The organism is Dapis purpurea BLCC-M126, assembly GCF_050015975.1.
Lineage (GTDB): Bacteria > Cyanobacteriota > Cyanobacteriia > Cyanobacteriales > Microcoleaceae > Trichodesmium.
Genome location: NZ_JBNHER010000231.1, coordinates 1 through 18790, shown reverse-complemented (window position 1 = coordinate 18790; position 18790 = coordinate 1). Strand labels below are relative to the sequence as shown.

Genomic DNA, 18790 nt, shown 5'->3' with positions numbered 1-18790 from the left:
TTAATTCAACTATTGCGCAATAGTTTTTAGATTTTAGATAAAGTAGCAAGGGTAGTACTGGCCATATTGCAGGTTGGTAATTAATTCAACTATTGCGCAATAGTTTTTAGATTTTAGATAAAGTAGCAAGGGTAGGGATACTCCTACGCACAGCTACACGTTTTCCTGCGGAATGCTGTGCAACATTTTTGCGCAGTAAAACACCTAATACCAAATTAACTGCTGAGTCCTGAGAAATAATACATTTATTAAGCTATTCAACAACGCTAATACAAATATAAAACAGTTGCCATTAGTGTTACGGACATTTCACATATAGTCAACTTCTGTACGCCGCCAATCCGACAGCTCCCCTATATGACTTCTGATTTCAAAAGGAACCAAGCAAGAAAATTCTACTTTTAAAAACACAAAATCAAAAATATAATTTTAAAAAGCTGATTTTAGCAATTCAGGATTTTCTATAAAATAAATCCCATTGCACAAGAAATCATTTCACAATAAAGAGTGGCAAAATTTCTGAAGTGAGTATCGGAGTGAATTGGAGTAATTCTGTTCACTAACCACCCGCTTATTAAGTGCCCAAGCCTACTAAGCTTTTAAAGTCACAACTGTGTGGGAGATTAGCTAGTCTCAAGCAGTCAGGAGAAGAAAATTAACTTTTTGGTCAAGTATAAAAACCTACTCCAGAGCCAATCTTTTTAAGCATTATCGAAGCTAACATTACCAATTGATAATTGATAATTAATCAATTCGGTTTAAAGCCTCTCCTAATAATTGATAAGTAATAATTAGAGAAGAGAGAAGTTGAATTATCCATTGTTCATTTTATCTAGTTAAAGAGGTAATTATCCATTATCAATTAATGAATCCAAGAGAGGATGTCAAGAAAAAATCAATGGAAATTTCATCCAGCAAATTTCTGTTTAATCCTTAAATATTACGTTTGACTCCAAATTAACATTATCTAATAATTAGACCATTATTTATAGAGGTAAAGTATGAAATGGCAATTCGTTATTCCTTTAATATTTTTATCTGCACTGAGTTTACAGGGAAAAACGATCGCTCATGGAGTTAAAATTCAACATCAAATTACTCCTGCAATTAAGATTAATGCTGTTTATGATACGGGTCTTCCTTTAGCTAATGCACCAGTCACAGTTTATGCTCCTAATACTCCTAGTAAACCTTGGTTAAAAGGCACAACTGATGAGGAGGGAAATTTTATTTTTTCCCCTGATTCTTCTCAGTCTGGATATTGGGAAATTAAGGTGCGTCAAGCTGGTCATGGTCAGCTAGTTAGTATCCCTTTTCAAGTAGACAAGTCTTACAATTCCGACAAAGAAAAAATCAGTAATAGTAACTATTATCTAGCAAGTACCTCTAATGATTATAACCCACTGCAAAAAGGATTAATGATAGGTTGTATTGTGTGGGGTTTTGTTGGAACCAGTTTATTTTTCTGGCGATTTAAAACTCAAAACCAACCACAAGAGGAGCATTAAATTAACAAAATCAGAAATCAGATAGGGGAGCCGTCAGATTGGCGACGTACAGAAGTTGTTTTTGTAAGGGGAATTTATGAAGTTAGAAGTTAGAAGTTAGAAGTTAAATTTTAACTTCTAACTTTGTTATTTTGATAAAACTAGAAAAAATATTTAACTGATAACTATTAATACAGTTCCTCCCACGCAGGCTAACTGATTAAAATGCTGGGTGACGCAACCCAATCTTGTTTGATAATTCGGTAATTTTTTTCTGAATATTTAACCTTCATCAGTCTAATTTTAAATTTTCATAATGCATATTTCAGAAGGCATTCTGCCAGCTCAACTTTGTATTAGTGGTTATGGGTTTACTTCTTTAATTACCTGGTATTCTCTACGCCAAATTAATCGTTTACCAAATCCTCAAGCCAGTATTCCCAAAGCTTCTTTATTAACCGCAGCTTTTTTTGTTGCTTCTAGTATTCATATTCCTATTCCACCAGCTAGTGTTCATTTGGTGCTAAATGGACTGTTAGGAACTGTTTTAGGTTATTATGCCTTTCCAGCTATACTGATTGGTTTATTTTTCCAGGGAATAATGTTTGGACATGGTGGTTTAACTACTTTAGGAATTAATGCTCTAATTATGGGGATACCAGCAATTTTAGCTTATCAGATATTTCAATTACGTCATATTTTGGGAAAAGGAATTAGGGAAAATTTATCGATGAGAATTTTTGGCTTTATTGCTGGAGCTGCTGCGATAGGAGTTTCTAGTTTAATATTTTTTAGCTTAATTATTACAAATCTTCCCTCTGGGTTTGATAATTCATTAGAACAAACAGCAATTTATGGATTAATGATTGGTCATATTCCTTTGATGGTAATAGAAGGAATTTTAACTGCAATGGTTGTCAGCTTTTTGCATCGAGTTATGCCAGAACTTTTACCTTCTTAGTTTGAGTAGGGAAAAATTCAATAATTAATAATTAACAATTAACAATTAACAATTAACAATTACCTACTCTTATAAAAAAAAGGAATTTTTTTTCTTCTCAAGGGGAGATTGGATATGCCGTTTTGCTGGCGCAAAGCTTTCCTATCGGAATGCTACGCATTCATGTCGGCTCTTAGCCGAAACGCTTTTCATGTCGCGGAGCGTTTTCCTACGGAACATGAAAAACGAAGTTGTGCGAAGCAAAACGGCTGTCGCCGATATGAAAAGTCTAGCGGCTCTGCAAGAGCCGGAAACCTTTCCCTCCTGGACGCTTCGTGTTAACGTAGTTGTGCGCTAGCAAACGCCATCCCATTCTACAGAGGAGCTACCTCTTACAGAGGAGCTCGCAAACGCTTTTCATGTCGGCGACAGCCGAAACGCTAAGGATTTTCATCTCGTGGAGCGTTTTTCATGTCGGCTTTTAGCCGTTAGCGGAGCTTTGCGTTAGCAAAACGAAGTTGTGCGGAACGCTAAATGCAAAGAACCGCTTTTTATGTATGAATGGAGAGGATTTATACGTTAATTTTTCGAGAAATAATAAGAATAATTAACACTCTATTAGGGTACTAATTATCAAAAAAATTAAATAGCAAGTGTTAATTACTTAATAATTGAAGTGTCACCATTCGTATACCATTCTTTTTTAAAATCGGTACAGTAATGAAATTTGCCCTAGATGAATATGCTAATTTAAACTCCCCAATACATAGATGGGATGTGAGATATAAACTTATTGGTTTAATCACATTAATGTTTGCCTTTGCAACAATTAAGAGTTGGTATTTAATTCCATTGATGCTCTTAGTAACTGTGATGCTTTATGGAATTTCAAAACTGCCTTTATCATTTTTAGCGAGTCGGTTACGTTATCCAGGATTTTTTTTGTTAGGAGTAATTATTTTATTACCTTTTCTATCTGGTCAAACAATTATTTGGCAATTTGGATTTTTGACAATTCGTCAAGAAGGTTGTCTGGCAGTTATATTAATTATTAGTCGTTTTTTTGCCATTATGACTACTGGTCTAATTTTATTCGGTACAAATTCATTTTTAACAACCATAAAAGGAATAAGAAGACTGGGAATTTCTCCCATTATTACAGATATGTTGATGTTATCTTACCGTTATATTTTTGAACTATCTCATAAACTTAACATGATGGTGAAAGCTACTAAATTACGAGGTTTTCAAATGAGCAAAATTAGTTGGAGAAATTTATCAGTTTATGCTGCTCTTACTGGTAGTCTTTTAGTACGAAGCTATCAACAAGCAGAACGAGTTTATCAAGCAATGTTATTGCGTGGTTATGGCAATGTATTCAATAACGAAAATCACCTCATATCTTCTACTTCTAGAAATGGTATTCAATTTGGCTCTGATTTAATATATCTATTTCTATCTGTGATAATTTCTATTAGTTTGATTGTTGCAGAATTATTTTTTTTATCTAGATTTTGAACTTTATTAAATGCTTAGGATAGGCAAATATTGAATTCTAAATATGTAAGAATTTATTACAGAATGGGGAGCTAACGAACGTCAGCTTTTATAGCAGTATTTTTTTTGTATTTGAAAAAATCTTGGTTTTCAAGGCAACAGGGAAATATCCTAACCTTAATCGGTAGCTCTACAGCTTTCAGCTAGATTATAATTAGGGGCTGCTGAAAAAGTCTGATGGTGAAGGGAGGGAGTAGGGAGCAGTGAAGAGTAAACAGAGACAGGGAGTTATACAGGAGGTACTCAGAAAAATTATCCGCTGAAGATTGCTATACCTGATTAAAATGAGAACCGCTATAATATTTCCTAAACCTGCTACTTAATATTTCTCAGTAGGTAAGCATTCAGCTATTAGCATTCGGCATTAAGCTTTTGAACCTAATAACTTACTAAGGTTAGTTAATGACCTTTTTCTTTCCTGGATCATGCTGCGCAAAAATATTTCACTCCTTGAAGACAAGTTCTTACTTCGGTGTGATTATGAGTTATTAACTCATAGCTGTTAACGTTTTGCTTCGCGACATGAAAAGCGTTTCGGCTAAGAGCCGACATAAATACGGAACATTCCGTAGGATAGCTCCTCTGCAAGAGGTAACTCCTCTGGAGGAGGCTAGCTAACAGCTCAATGCTTATATTAGTAGTTAAGAAAATTCCTATTTCTGTCTTAATAATTAGTTATTTATCAAATGCAAGAGGACAAATCACAAACTGGAGTCTATGTCAAAGATTTATTATTTCAATATTCCCAAAATGAACCTGTTTTACAGGGTCTTTCATTGACAATTAGACCAGGAGAAAGAGTTGCTTTGTTAGGACCTACAGGTACAGGTAAAAGCACTTTTATGGAAACTTTAGTAGGGTTAAAAAAAGCCTTATCTGGTGAAGTTTGGATTCAAGGAATTCTCCTACAACAAAAAACTTTATCTCAACTGCGTAGTCAGATAGGTTTTTGTTTCCAAAATCCTGATGACCAATTATTTATGCCGACTATTTTAGAGGATATAACTTTTGGTCCACTTAACTATGGTTTATCTCCAGAAAGTGCTACAGAAATTGCTGAGAATTTGTTAGTAAAATTTGGTTTAGAAAAATATGCAAATCGTTCTGTTTATGAACTTTCAGGAGGTCAAAAAAGATTAGCAGCTTTAGCAGCAGTTTTAGCATTAAAACCAGAAATTTTAATATTAGATGAACCAACTAATGGCCTTGATCCTTTATGGCGACGTAATTTAGCCGAAATTATCTTACAATTGCCAGTGCAAATTATTTTAATTGCTTCCCATGATTTAAACTGGGTTAGTAAAGTAACTGAACGTGCTTTAATTTTGCAGTCTGGTCAAATTCAAGTAGATACTTCTACTAAAAATATTATCCAAGATCATTCAACTCTTGAATACTATGGTTTACCGATTGATTATTAAAGTAAGAAGGAAGAATTCATTAATTGATAATTGATAATGGATAATTGATAATTACAAGAAGGTTAAAACCGCACGGGAATTGAATATAAGGAAATTCAAGAGCACTTTTTTTCCTCTTGAAAGAGGAGGCTTTAAACCAGAATTATTTAATTAATAATTAATAATTAATAATTATTCGGTAAGAAGGAAGAAGTAATACCAAATTCAAAAAAGACAGTTAAATGTTAATTTGTGATTTATTTCTAAAATAAAAAACTATCAATTCGATAAATTGAAAAATTCAATCTTGTTTCATCTTTTTTATTACATTTTTCTTTTCCTGTTCTCTGTTCCCCACTCTCCTACTCCCCTACTCCCCTGGTTAACAAAATGTAGAAAAGATTTTGAGAAATTGTATTATTTTCCCCTTATTCCCTACTCCCTTATCTAATTAGGGCTGGCTGATTAAATATAAAAGCATTGACAACCTAAAGCTTTAGCCTGTCGGTTTGGGAAAAAGTGCAAGAATATTGCCAATCATGGCTGAAAATGCTCAGATTTTGAGCTAACCATGTGCAGAAAAATTAAGGGACTTTCAGATCCGACTACATCCTCTGTAATTCCCATTTCTCCTATCTCTTAACTTCCCATCCAGGGAGGGGTTAGGGGTGGGTTGTCTCCTAAATCCTACCCTTACCCATAAGACTTTTTCAGCAAACCCTAATTACTAACGGTGAAATTTTCGAGTTATTTCCTGATAAAGAAGCATGGCAAAATCTTTGATAATTTCCTCGTTTTGAAAATAATTTCCGTACTTTTTCTTTGCTGTTTCTATGCAAAGTTTCATAATCTCCGATGACTCATCAATATAGTGAGCGATCGCCTTTTGTTGGTCTTGTTTTGTCTGATGATGATGTCTAAAATCTGGGTGTGGCGCAACTGTAGTTTCCGAACTTATCTTAATATCTTTTCCTACTGGATGAACTATTTTTTTCACCCGTCTTTTTTGAACTTCTTCAGCAAAACCAGATGCAATTATACCTGCTGGAAGACCAAAAATTCCAATACCTAAAAAAGCAACTGCAGCACTCAATAATTTGCCTAAATCAGTCATAGGATAAACATCTCCATAACCCACAGTTGTTAAAGTTACTACTCCCCACCACATAGTCTCTAGAATACTAGAAAATTTCTCTGGTTGTGCTTCACTTTCCGCTAGAAACATCAGACTCGAGACAAAAACTAAGACAAAAATTACTACCAGTAATGTAGCTATTAGTTCTTCTTTTTTTGCAACTAGAACTTTAAGAATAGTCCGCAGTGATTCTGAATATCTGCTGATTTTAAATAGGCGAAATAAACGCAGCAACAGAGTAAATTTTATAAATTCTAAACCCGGAAATAATACTTGTAGATAAAACGGCAAAATAGCTACAAGGTCTATCAGTGCCAAGGGTGTAACTATGTATTTTAATCTACCAAAAATCGGATGATCATATTTAGGATTAACCGTACATATCCAGATTCTGATCAAATATTCTAAAGTAAAAAATCCAGTGACAAGTATTTCAACGAATTTTAACTGTTCAGGATAATGCTCTGAAAATTTGGGAGATGTTTCTAAAATAAATGCAGTTACACTAATGCTCGTTAAAATAGTAATAACCAAATCATCTAGCAAGCTTAAAAAATTTCTTTGGTCGGAATATTCAAAAATATAGTAAATATTTTCCTGCCAAGATTTACGTTTTTTATGTATTTTTATCATTTTTCTATGCACACTGATAATGTTTACATTAATTTTTTATTAAATCATTAGTTATTATTAAATTTTCTAAAATACTACAAAATATAGGAATAATCTTGGAGTTATCTGATGATTTATATTATTGTTTATATTGATTAAGTAGAGTAAGCTTCCATAAAATGGGATAGGTATGGCAGAATAAAATAGCTGTTATCGGTAGCCTTACTTTACCAATAAACTAATAGTTAACTGCTAGTCCGTATGAAAGTAGAGACATTATATGCCAGTCTAGATGATCATCATTTATGATGGTTTAATTTTATTTTAGCAATTAGTTAATTTATGGCAACCTATTTAATATTTCTATATAACCTAGACCATAATTTGTTCAGTTAAAATATCAAATACTTCAGATAATATTGTTGTCTTTAATACTTATTGATTCATGGGAAAAGGTTAAAATATAAAAAACTAGTTTTTCAAAATTATCACTACAAAAAGAAAAAAAGTTTTTAGTCAATCATCTTCTTTTTTAAGAGAGCTAATTATTAATTATTGAAAGCTCTAATTTGGCATATTTCCTGTGGAGTTAAATATGTTTGGCATTTATTTAACCTAAACTAAATTTTTCCTTAACCTTTTGTAAATACTTACTTAACATTCACCTAATAAGATATCTGGGAAATTCTTTGGGAAATTCTTAAAGAATTATAAATTTACAGATTGACAGGAGAATTAAATGCCAGAATTAGTAGGGTTTGCCGTATTACCAGCAGATACATTTGCAGATGGCCCACCCTCTGGAAACTTCTTTGGAACCACAAATGGTAGAGAAACACCATTCGACAGTCAACCAGTCCAAGGTTTTAGTGGCGTTCAATTTGCTCCCGGTAGCGAAGATGGTAGCACTTATTGGTTTTTGTCTGACAACGGTTTCGGCGCTCAAGGAAATAGTGCTGATTATTTGCTCAGACTATATCAAGTTGACCCCGACTTTGCTGGAACAGAAGATGGCGATGCTAGTGTTGACGTTCAAGGTTTTATTCAACTAGCAGATCCAAATAATCTAATACCCTTTGATATTATTAATGAAGATACAAGCGATCGCCTCTTAACTGGAGCAGACTTTGATATAGAGTCATTCGTTATAGATAATGATGGAAATATTTGGATCGGAGAGGAATTTGGACCTTATATTTTACACTTCGATAGCACAGGAACTTTATTAGAAGCTCCCATCGCCACACCAAATTTCACAGAACTCAATACTCTCAACGGTCAAGATCCCCTCGTTATCGGACACCGAGGTTCGAGTGGAGACCTACCCGAACATACCTTAGAAGCTTATGAAGCAGCGATCGCTTCTGGTGCAGACTTTATCGAACCAGACTTGGTAATAACATCCGACGGAGTTCTTATTGCCCGTCATGAACCACTGCTAGACGATACCACCAACGTTGCTGAAGTATTCGGCGAAGAACGCCAAAGCACTAAGTTACTTGATGGTGTAGAAACTACTGGTTATTTTGCTGAAGACTTTACTCTGGAGGAAATCAAGCGACTACGCGCTGTTCAATCTCGTGACTACCGCGACCAAAACTTTAATGGGTTATTCGAGATTCCCACATTAGAAGAAGTCATTGAACTGGTTCAAAGAGTAGAAGCAGAAACAGGTGTTGCAGTTGGTATCTATCCAGAAACCAAACACCCGACATTCTTCGATGAGCAGTCTTTATCCTTAGAAGAACCGCTAATTCAAACCCTGCAAGATACAGGTTTCACAGACCCAAATCGTATTTTCATTCAATCCTTTGAATTTGCTAACTTAATCGACTTACAAGGACAATTGAATAATGTAGGTCTCGGCAATATTCCTCTAGTTCAATTATATGGAAATACTACTGAAGGAGCTAATCCTGACGCTGGCTTTTCCTTCCCCTATGATATCCGGTTTAATGTTGCTGAAGGTAATGATTTAGCAGCTATTTACGGTCAAGCATTCCTAGATGCACTAGATGAACCTCTCTCTGAAGATACAGTATATGCAGACCTTGACAGTGCAGAGTTTCTAGAAGCGATCGGTGACCTTTACGCAGAAGGTGCAGGACCTTGGAAAAATAACATTCTCTTGCGGGAATCTCTAGATACAGATGTTGATGGAGATGGAGACGGAGAAGCAGAAATAGGGACTCAGTTGACAGGAGAAATTACTTCCTTTATTGATGATGCTCACGATGCAGGTTTACAGGTTCACCCCTACACTTTGCGGGATGAAGAACGTTTCCTAACACTCAACCCTAATAATGTTGAGGAATTTGATGCTCCACAATTAATTGTCAGTGCTTTAATAGGTATAGAACGCCCTGGTGGAAATGCTACTCTTTATAGTCGTATCGATCCCACTCGAACTGACGAAGAAAATAATGTAGAACCCTTCTTTGATTTTATATTCACTCCAGGGGATTTAATCTTGGACGAGGATACAGGAAGGGCCTTTACCCCTGAACCCCTTTCTTTCTTTGTTGCTCCTGAACTTGCTGAAGAATTAGGCAAACCTGAATTGGCAGGTGAAGAAATGGGTTTCTTCCTTGACAATTTCTCGTTAGAGCTAAATGAGGAAACAGGCGAGCTGGTAACAGTTGGTGGTCCAGACTCAGGTAGCTTTAACAGCTTATTTATATCTGAAGAGTTTTTAAACGATAACGATCTCCAAGTTATTGAAGGAAGTGGTACAGTTAGTCCAATTGAAACTGAAGTTAATACAGATGGTTTCCTCGGATTTGGTTTTCCTCTCTCAGAAGATGCTGCAGTCCGTTTTGTTACAGATCCAGATACAGGAGTACTTCTTCCATTAGGAGGACCTTATGTTTCTGAGGGCAGTATTTCCTTTGAAGTTTTAGGAACAGGAACACCTCAAACTGCAGAGGAAGAATTTGAACAACTAATAGATATTGGTGCAGATGGTTTCTTTACCGACTTCCCACGCACTGGTGACCCCGTTCGCGATGCTATAGTTGCCGACGAAGTACGAGCGCCCCAAAATCCTAACCTCAATAATTTCAATACCCTCGACGGTAGCGCACCAATAGTTATCGGACACCGTGGAGCAAGTGGTGACTTCCCAGAACATACCTTAGAAGCTTATCGTTTAGCGATCGTTCAAGGTGCAGACTTTGTTGAACCAGACCTGGTAATCACTGCCGATGGTGTTCTCATTGCCCGTCACGAACCACTGCTAGACGATACCACCAACGTTGCTGAAGTATTTGGTCCAGAACGCCAAAGCACTAAGTTACTTGATGGTGTAGAAACTACTGGTTATTTTGCTGAAGACTTTACTCTAGAGGAAATCAAGCAACTGCGTGCCGTTCAATCTCGTGACTTCCGCGACCAATCTTTCAACGGTGAGTTTGAAATTCCCACCTTCCAAGAAGTTATCGAGTTGGTACAAGAAATGGAAGAATTTGGGTTTGAAGTTGGTATCTATCCAGAAACCAAACACCCGACATTCTTCGACGAGCAGAACTTATCTTTAGAAGAACCACTAATTGAAACCCTGAAAAGTACAGGTTTCACAGACCCGAATCGCATTTTTATTCAATCTTTTGAATTTGCTAATCTAATTGACCTCCAAGAACAATTAGATGAAGATGATGATATCGGCGATATTCCTTTAGTTCAACTGTATGGAAATACTACTGAAGGAGCTAATCCTGACGCTGGCTTTTCCTTCCCATTTGATATCCGCTTTAATGTTGCTGAAGGTAACGACTTAGCAACTATTTACGGTCAGGAATTCCTAGATGCACTAGATACTCCTCTCTCGGCAGATACAGTTTATGCAGACCTCGACAGTGCGGAATTTTTAGAAGTTATCGGTGACTTATATGCAGAAGGTGCAGGACCTTGGAAAAATAATATTCTGTTGCGCGAATCTCTAGATACAGATGTTGATGGAGATGGAGACGGAGAAGCAGAAATAGGGACTCAGTTGACAGGAGAAATTACTTCCTTTATTGAGGATGCACACGATGCAGGTTTACAGGTTCACCCCTACACTTTGCGTGATGAAGAACGTTTCCTAACACTCAATCCTGATGGTACACCTCAAACTACAGGAGAAGAATTTGAGCAACTCATCGAAATTGGTGCAGATGGTTTCTTTACTGACTTCCCTGCCACAGGTAGTATCGTTGTAGAACAATTTGTCAGCGAACCTAACTTAGCTCGTACCCGTGGTTACGAAGGTATGGCATTCAGTCCAGATCGCGAAACTTTATATCCTTTATTAGAGGGTGCAGTTGATGGCGATCCAGATAATGCCCTACGCATCTATGAATTCGATCCTGCTTCTAGCTCTTTCACCGATATAATTGGTTTCTATCCTACTGATGTAGCTGGTCATGCTATTGGTGACTTTACTCCCATCAATGACGACGAATTTTTAGTTATTGAACGGGATGGCGGTCAAGGAGATAGCGCTCAATTCAAGAAAATCTTTAAGATTGATATTTCTGTAGTTGATGATGAAGGTTTTGTTTACAAAGAGGAAGTTGTAGACTTACTAGATATTGACGACCCCGACGACCTAAACGGTGATGGCGATACTAGCTTTGACTTCCCGTTTGTCACCATTGAGGATGTGTTAGTTCTTGATGCGTACACAATTCTGGTTGCCAACGACAACAACTATCCTTTCTCTATCGGTCGCGGACCGGATATTGATAATAACGAGATTATTCAGATAGAGCTAGATGAACCTTTAGACTTAGCACCAGGAATAGGAGTTCCTATTCCTACAGTCAGTATTGAGATTGACGCTGACACTGTTGATGAAGATGGAGATGAATACTCTTTAACTTTCGACTTAAACGTACCTGCTCCAGAAGGTGGTTTACGAGTAGTTTGGTCAGAAACAGATTCTGATAATGCTCTCGGTGATATAGAATTTCCTCCTGAGTTAACCAATGCTTCTAACCTCGAATCTCTCGACCCAATTGATGGTGAAATTGGACGTTCGGCAATTACTATTGAGGAAGGAGCAACTACAGCAACAGTTACCTGGACAACTATTCTTGATGGTGAGGAGGAAGGAGATGAAACTACAACTATTGAGTTGCAACCAGAAGATGGTTATGAGGTAGATCCAGAAAGTCAAGTAGCTCAAATCGTTGTTGAAGATACACCTATAACAGTAGGTATTGAAGTTGACGCTGACACTGTTGATGAAGAAGGAGATGAATACTCTTTAACTTTCAACTTAGATGTACCTGCTCCAGAAGGAGGTTTACGAGTAGTTTGGTCAGAAACAGATTCTGATAATGCTCTCGGTGATATAGAATTTCCTCCTGAGTTAACCAATGCTTCTAACCTCGAATCTCTCGACCCAATTGATGGTGAAATTGGACGTTCGGCAATTACTATTGAGGAAGGAGCAACTACAGCAACAGTTACCTGGACAACTATTCTTGATGGTGAGGAGGAAGGAGATGAAACTACAACTATTGAGTTGCAACCAGAAGATGGTTATGAGGTAGATCCAGAAAGTCAAGTAGCTCAAATCCTTATTGAAGATACAGATGCTGAACCAGGCGAGCCAATTACAGGTACTGCCCAAGGAGAAGTTCTCCGTGGTGGTACTGGAGACGATACTATTGTCGGTTTGAATGGCGCGGATACCTTAGCAGGTAGTTTTGGGGACGACTTAATTATTGGTAGTCGTGGCAGCGATATTCTGCGTGGTCAAGATGGTGACGATGAACTTCAAGGTCGTCTAGGCAACGATCGCCTATTTGGTGGTGATGGTGATGATGAGCTAAATGGTGGTCTAGGGCGCGATCGCTTAAATGGTGGTGCAGGTGACGATACTATGACTGGTGGTGCAGGTATTGACATCTTTATCTACAATAGTAATGAAGAATTTGACTTCGATGATTTTGGTATTGATACTATCAATAATTTCCAACCAGACCTCAGACCAAATGAAGATGGAAACCAAGGCGATCGTATTCTTCTAGCTCGCTCAACCTTTAGCGATCTTAATAGTGCTGCTGGAATTGGTTTCAGTGTTAATAGTGATTTTGAAATTGTTGCCGACGATGATAATGTAGATGACTCTAGTGCTTTCATTGTTTACAGTGAAGAGTCTGGTAGTCTATTCTACAATGTAGATGGTGACTCTACTCAGTTTGCTATCCTTGATGGTGCGCCCACTATTACTGAGGATAATTTCCAAATCAGGTAATTAGGGAGTACATTTAAAGTAGTTTAGATAAATCTTGAGCTTTGTAGGGATTTTCTATGGAACGTCCCTACATTTATTTTTGAAAATGGTTTTATTTTCAATATAAAAGTAAATAATATCAAATCGGCTGGCTACGGTTCCCGAGAAATCGGAGTAACAAGAAACCGGGTTTGTGGGAGGTCAATGTTAGTATTGTAGGGCATTTGATACAAACCCGGTTTCTCTGCTTTTTTGTACCGATACTACCAGATTTGATATGAAAAAATCACGAAATTTGTTACTTTGTTTCCGGTACAGGAGAGATAAAAAATGACTTTTCCTCTATTTTCTCAAGTTCAATTAACTCAAGATATTCCTGAGTTTAATCTCAAAAAAGGTAGTATTGGGGTAATTGTTGAATATTATTCTATGTCTGAAGGAGAAGATGGCTATAGTCTAGAAGGTTTAATTGCTCAAGATACAGTAGAAGTTTCTGGATCTCAAATTCAATTAATTAATGTTGAACAAATACAATAAAAAATAAAGTTTTTGCATTGAAAAGAGATACTAGAATATCATCTTAGTTTATAGATATCCTCAAATAATTTAGGTTAAGATAACCTCCGGAGATGAATTGAGATTATTTTTAACGCTTTCTAGTAAAAATTGATATAAGAAATGAGGTTTATTTTGATTAGCTAATTCCAGGCTATTTTGATAAAATTTACCAGCAGATTCATCATTAATGATACGATAGTGAATAATTTTTGTCCATTCTGGTGCAGCGTTCATTAATTGAGGAATAACTTCAATAAAAGCTGGTATTTGTTTTTGTGGATCAAAATCTTCTAAAAAATGAACTAAACTAAACATAATTTCAGGATGTTCACAATTATCATCTAAAATAAGATGTAAGTCTTTTAAATTGTCATCGTTAGGATGTTTAGCAATTTTTTCTAAAGTTTCCTCAAATATATTGATTTCTTGAGGTGTTTTCATTAAACGATTTTCTTGTAATATTTTGATTAAATTTATAATTTTATAACTCCTTTATCAAAAAAAGTTAACCAAGTTGTTTTATTAAGTTTCATAAGTTCTTGCAGACTCTTTCTAATATCTGTATTATATAATCCTTGAAAAAGATAAATAGAGCGAGTACCCCAAATTTATTGCGCTAAGGTTTGTCAATGGGAAAGTGTTAAGTATGGAGTTTTACCATAAGATAAAGTTTGACGATGACGACCTCCTTTTCCTGGTGATAAATGTTTCATCATAATCGCAATTCCTTGATTAGTTGTGTTGTCCGAGTGCACTAGGATATATCGCGGTTAAGCGCGATAACCATAACTTAAACCACTTGATATTAATAATAACATATCAGATAAGATTTTTTTTAAAAAAATCAAGTAATAAAATTACCCTTGACATTTTGAAGTATTTAATATATAAATAAAAAATACCTAGTAAATGCTCCAACATCTACTAGGCAATGTAAACAAATAACAGATACAATTGCTCGTCAAAGTCTTTGTATCTGTTCATATCACTTTAATTATAGACTATGAACCAGAAAAAAACAAGGCTGATAGCCAGGAAAACTACTGGCCAATCAACATCACGACAACATCAACGCCTGTGGTGGGAAAGGTTAAAGTTTTTTGAACAACAGACAAGAATACCACTCGGTTATTTCTGCATTTTTTCTGAACTTGGCTATCTGATGCGAGATTTAGAAGCAGGTGGATACATTTTTCCTGATAGAAAAGTGCCAGATATCTCTGTTGGTTCCTGCTGGTGTAAGTGGTTACGTTTACAAGGTATTAACACAGACTTTCCCACATATCCCCATTACTATCCAGATGGTAGAGTTGTTGGTGCTAACATTTATCCAGATGACTTACTTCCAAAGTTTCGGTGGTGGCTATACACAACCTATGTAATACAGAAATTGCCTAACTATGTTAAACAGTTTTGTTCCCCAGACGACATAAAACTGATAACTACAATAGTTCAAAAACGGCTATCAAGCGTTGCATAATAGAAATATCTTTCATGGAAATCAATAGAAACTTTCTATTAATTAGGGTTTTCATTAGCTGGAAATATCTTTCATGGAAATAGCATTAATAAGACTAATAGAAATTTTCTATTAATTAGGGTTTCCATTTCAGCAGAGCAAAGTAGGGACGTTTCGCTGCGCGACATGAAACGCATTTTTGTTATGCAACGTCCCTACTTTGTTTGAAAATTCTTAAGCCCCCCTTTCAAAGGGGGGTTTGGGGGGATTAAAACCTCAAGTATTCCAACAGAAAATACTGATAACTGTTAACGCAGTTCCTCTGTAAGAGGCTAACTGATAACTGTTCACTGAAAAAAACCTATTCCACTGTCACCGACTTCGCCAAATTCCGTGGTTGATCTACATCCAAACCACGATGAGCCGCAATATGATAAGCTAACAACTGCAAAGGAATAACAGTCAACATCGGCGATAACAACTCATCCACCGCTGGCACCGCCAACACATTATCAAACACATCCGCCTCCGTACTTTCAGGAGTCACCCCAATTAACTGCGCATCCCTCGCCTTAGCTTCCTGAGCATTAGAAAGCACTTTTTCATAAACTAAACCAGGCATGGCGATCGCTACTACTGGCACCTTATCATCCAACAAAGCGATCGGACCATGTTTCATCTCACCTGCTGGATATCCCTCGGCATGAATATAACTAATTTCCTTCAGTTTCAAAGCACCTTCTAAAGCAATTGGATAATTAATTCCTCTGCCTACAAAAATAAAATCTTGAGTGTCATTAAACTGATGAGCAAAATCTTCAATTTGACTATCTTGAGCTTCTAACATCTGTTCCATTTGTGCAGGAATTTTTTGTAAACCATTAATAATTTCTGCAATTCTTTCCCCAGATAAATATTGTCGTTGCCATGCTAAATCTATAGCCAAAAAATAAAACGCCATTACCTGTGCCACAAATGTTTTGGTCGCTGCAACCCCAATTTCAATACCTGCCCGAATATCAATAATTTGATTGACTAAATTAGCAATAGAACTTTCCGCCCGGTTAGTAATTCCTAATAATATCGATCTAAATTCAGCAGGTTTATCTAAACGACGCTGTTGTTCCATTGCCAAAGCTGCTAAAGTATCAGCCGTCTCACCAGACTGAGTAACACCAATCAAGAGAGTATTTTTTCTCAGAGGCGAAGGAGCATAACGAGCTTCAGAAGCATAATTTACTGTAGTCGAAATTCCTGCTAATTGTTCTAATAAATACTTGCCAATTAAACTAGCGTGCCAACTGGTACCACAGGCAAAAATTTCAACCTGTTCTAAATTTTTATATAGGGATGAGGATAATTCTAAATTAGTGGGAGAAATCTGACTATTTTGAACATCCCAATCACTATTAATATAAGTTTCTAAACAACTCCTAACAACATTTGGTTGCTCATGTATTTCTTTGAGCATAAAATGTTTAAAAATGTGTTTTTCAACTAAAGTCGGACTCCAGTTAAGAATGCGAGGAAGTTTATTGAGGCGATCGCCATCAAAATTATAAACCTCCACTCCCAGAGGCGTTAAACGTGCCACTTCCCCATTATCCAAACTGAGAACAACTTGAGTATGAGATACAAGAGCAGGAGTATCAGAAGCACAGAAAAATTCTCCTTGCCCCAAACCGATAGATAGAGGAGCTTGTTGTCTAGCAACAATAATTTCATTTGGATAGTCTGCACAAACAACAGCGATCGCAAACGCCCCATCCAATTTATTCACAGTCTGACGCACTGCCTCTAAAAAATTTTCTCTGTTCTCCGTTCCCCGTTTCCCGTTTCCTGCAAAATTAGATAAAAATTCTGCAATTAAATGAGGAATAACTTCTGTATCAGTCTCAGAAACAAATTTATGCCCCCGACTTTCCAAGTCTTTGCGTAACTCTCGATAATTTTCAACAATTCCATTTTGCACCACTGCCACTCGCCCGGTATCATCAGTATGGGGATGAGCATTATATTCTTCCGGTTTGCCATGAGTTGCCCAACGAGTATGACCAATACCAATATTAGCTGGCATTTCCATTCCTACCAATTTTTCTCGGAGGTTATGCAACTTACCCTTAGCACGAACAGATTTTATTTGACCATTACAAACAGTAGCTAACCCAGCAGAATCATAACCTCGATATTCTAATTTCTCTAATCCTGATAGTAAAATTTCTGTAGCTGACTGGGTGCCAATATAACCAACAATTCCACACATTTAATTTTTTACTCCTATTAACTTTAACTATAAGCTAAGACGCATTTAAACTGGGTATTAGCAAACTAGGGAAGAAACCGTCAAACCCTCCCCCATCTCCCTATCCCCCCATCTCCCCATCAGCCACAATAACCAATTTAGATGCTTAACAGCTTATTGGGACTGACCCAGGGAGTCTACCTATAGGGTGCATTGGAACCCACCCATAGCTAGGTAAGGTATAAGTATAAGTTTTGTCTTAGTCCTGTATATAAGATAATACTCACGCACAAATCGTCATTCCGCATGAGCAACATACTATGCTCAATACCTTTTTAAATAATTTTTCTAATTTCAATTAAACTGTAGCCAAGAACTTTTGATATGTTTGCATCAGATGGTTAACACATAGAGATTTGTATTGGTATGGTCAAAGGTAATACTTAATCGAACAGTCTATTCTTGGTACAAATTGTAGCGTTGTCCAAAGTAAAACATAGACCGACCAGTTTTCTGTGTTCCACAGTGCATTTGAAATGATTTAAAGTTTAAGTTAGGTAGGTTCCAATAAAATGAGAAATCACCCATATTAATAGAGGAATAGAACTTAGTTCTATGTTAGGGTTTTCCAATAGAGGAGTCTCGATATACCCTACAAAACTTTGTCCAATCCATCGAAATAACATCATTAATAATCACATCTTTAAACCTATTATCTCTACCAACAACAACAGGTAAACAAACTGGAATATTTTTAAACAGATACCACTCCCTGTCAATTTTACGGGTACAAAAAGCCCACTCTAGGGATAAAGCTTTAACTAAATTCCATACAAGGTAACTTTGAAAAGATGCTCCTTGAGTATTTTGAAAAAACTTTCATAAATCTCATGAGCCTTTGCCAAATCTAGTTGTATAGTTACTGAAATTTGGGTTCAAAACAAATTCTTCATTATGGAAAAAATGGAAAGCTCAATGTTGATATTTGCTGAATTTATCTAGGTTAAGTTTAGTACTCTGATATCTTTCTAAAGCTTCTTTTCATTAATTGATAATTGATAATGGATAATTACCTCTGGTTAAAACCGTTCGGGAATTGAAAATTAGGAAATATCCTAGCAATTTTCTCTTGGTCGATTGGATATGGCGTTTAGCGTTCCGCACAACTTCGTTAACG

The 18790-nt window shown here is 36.4% G+C and carries 10 protein-coding genes; 7 read left to right on the top strand and 3 right to left on the bottom strand.

Translation table 11 applies throughout. The features are described from left to right. Window positions 1–1001: 1001 nt before the first annotated feature. From ACP6PL_RS20555 to ACP6PL_RS20540, 4 genes are all read left to right on the top strand, one after another. Window positions 1002–1508, top strand: coding sequence for a carboxypeptidase-like regulatory domain-containing protein (locus tag ACP6PL_RS20555; RefSeq protein WP_426547136.1), 507 nt, complete (start codon window positions 1002–1004; stop codon window positions 1506–1508). Window positions 1509–1803: 295 nt separating this feature from the next. Continuing rightward, on the top strand, window positions 1804–2448 hold the full coding sequence (gene cbiM / locus ACP6PL_RS20550; RefSeq protein WP_426547135.1) for a cobalt transporter CbiM: 645 nt from the start codon (window positions 1804–1806) through the stop codon (window positions 2446–2448). A gap of 699 nt (window positions 2449–3147) precedes the next feature. Further along, a complete protein-coding gene (gene cbiQ / locus ACP6PL_RS20545; RefSeq protein WP_426547134.1) occupies window positions 3148–3945 on the top strand; it encodes a cobalt ECF transporter T component CbiQ in 798 nt (265 codons plus the stop codon). A gap of 725 nt (window positions 3946–4670) precedes the next feature. Next, a complete protein-coding gene (locus ACP6PL_RS20540; RefSeq protein ID WP_426547133.1) occupies window positions 4671–5405 on the top strand; it encodes an energy-coupling factor ABC transporter ATP-binding protein in 735 nt (244 codons plus the stop codon). Between the two features lie 706 nt (window positions 5406–6111). Here ACP6PL_RS20540 and ACP6PL_RS20535 read toward each other — a convergent pair. Further along, window positions 6112–7152, bottom strand: coding sequence for an ion transporter (locus ACP6PL_RS20535; protein ID WP_426547132.1), 1041 nt, complete (start codon window positions 7150–7152; stop codon window positions 6112–6114). A gap of 718 nt (window positions 7153–7870) precedes the next feature. Between ACP6PL_RS20535 and ACP6PL_RS20530 the strand changes: the two genes are divergently transcribed. Together ACP6PL_RS20530 and ACP6PL_RS20525 are read left to right on the top strand one after the other, a co-directional pair. After that, a complete protein-coding gene (locus ACP6PL_RS20530) occupies window positions 7871–13375 on the top strand; it encodes a glycerophosphodiester phosphodiesterase family protein (protein ID WP_426547131.1) in 5505 nt (1834 codons plus the stop codon). A gap of 309 nt (window positions 13376–13684) precedes the next feature. Then, window positions 13685–13891 carry a DUF4926 domain-containing protein gene (locus tag ACP6PL_RS20525; RefSeq protein WP_426547130.1) on the top strand — a complete coding sequence of 69 codons (207 nt, stop codon included), beginning with the start codon at window positions 13685–13687 and terminating at the stop codon, window positions 13889–13891. A gap of 69 nt (window positions 13892–13960) precedes the next feature. Here ACP6PL_RS20525 and ACP6PL_RS20520 read toward each other — a convergent pair whose 3' ends face one another. Beyond that, window positions 13961–14353, bottom strand: coding sequence for an Imm30 family immunity protein (locus ACP6PL_RS20520; RefSeq protein ID WP_426547129.1), 393 nt, complete (start codon window positions 14351–14353; stop codon window positions 13961–13963). 562 nt (window positions 14354–14915) lie between these two features. Here ACP6PL_RS20520 and ACP6PL_RS20515 point away from each other — a divergent pair. Further along, entirely contained in the window at window positions 14916–15392 is a 477-nt protein-coding gene (locus ACP6PL_RS20515; RefSeq protein WP_426547128.1) for a BstA C-terminal domain-containing protein, read from the top strand. Window positions 15393–15732: 340 nt separating this feature from the next. Here ACP6PL_RS20515 and glmS read toward each other — a convergent pair whose 3' ends face one another. After that, window positions 15733–17634 (bottom strand): glutamine--fructose-6-phosphate transaminase (isomerizing), encoded by a 1902-nt coding sequence (gene glmS / locus ACP6PL_RS20510; RefSeq protein ID WP_426547127.1) that lies wholly within the window; start codon window positions 17632–17634, stop codon window positions 15733–15735. Between the last annotated feature and the right edge of the window lie 1156 nt (window positions 17635–18790).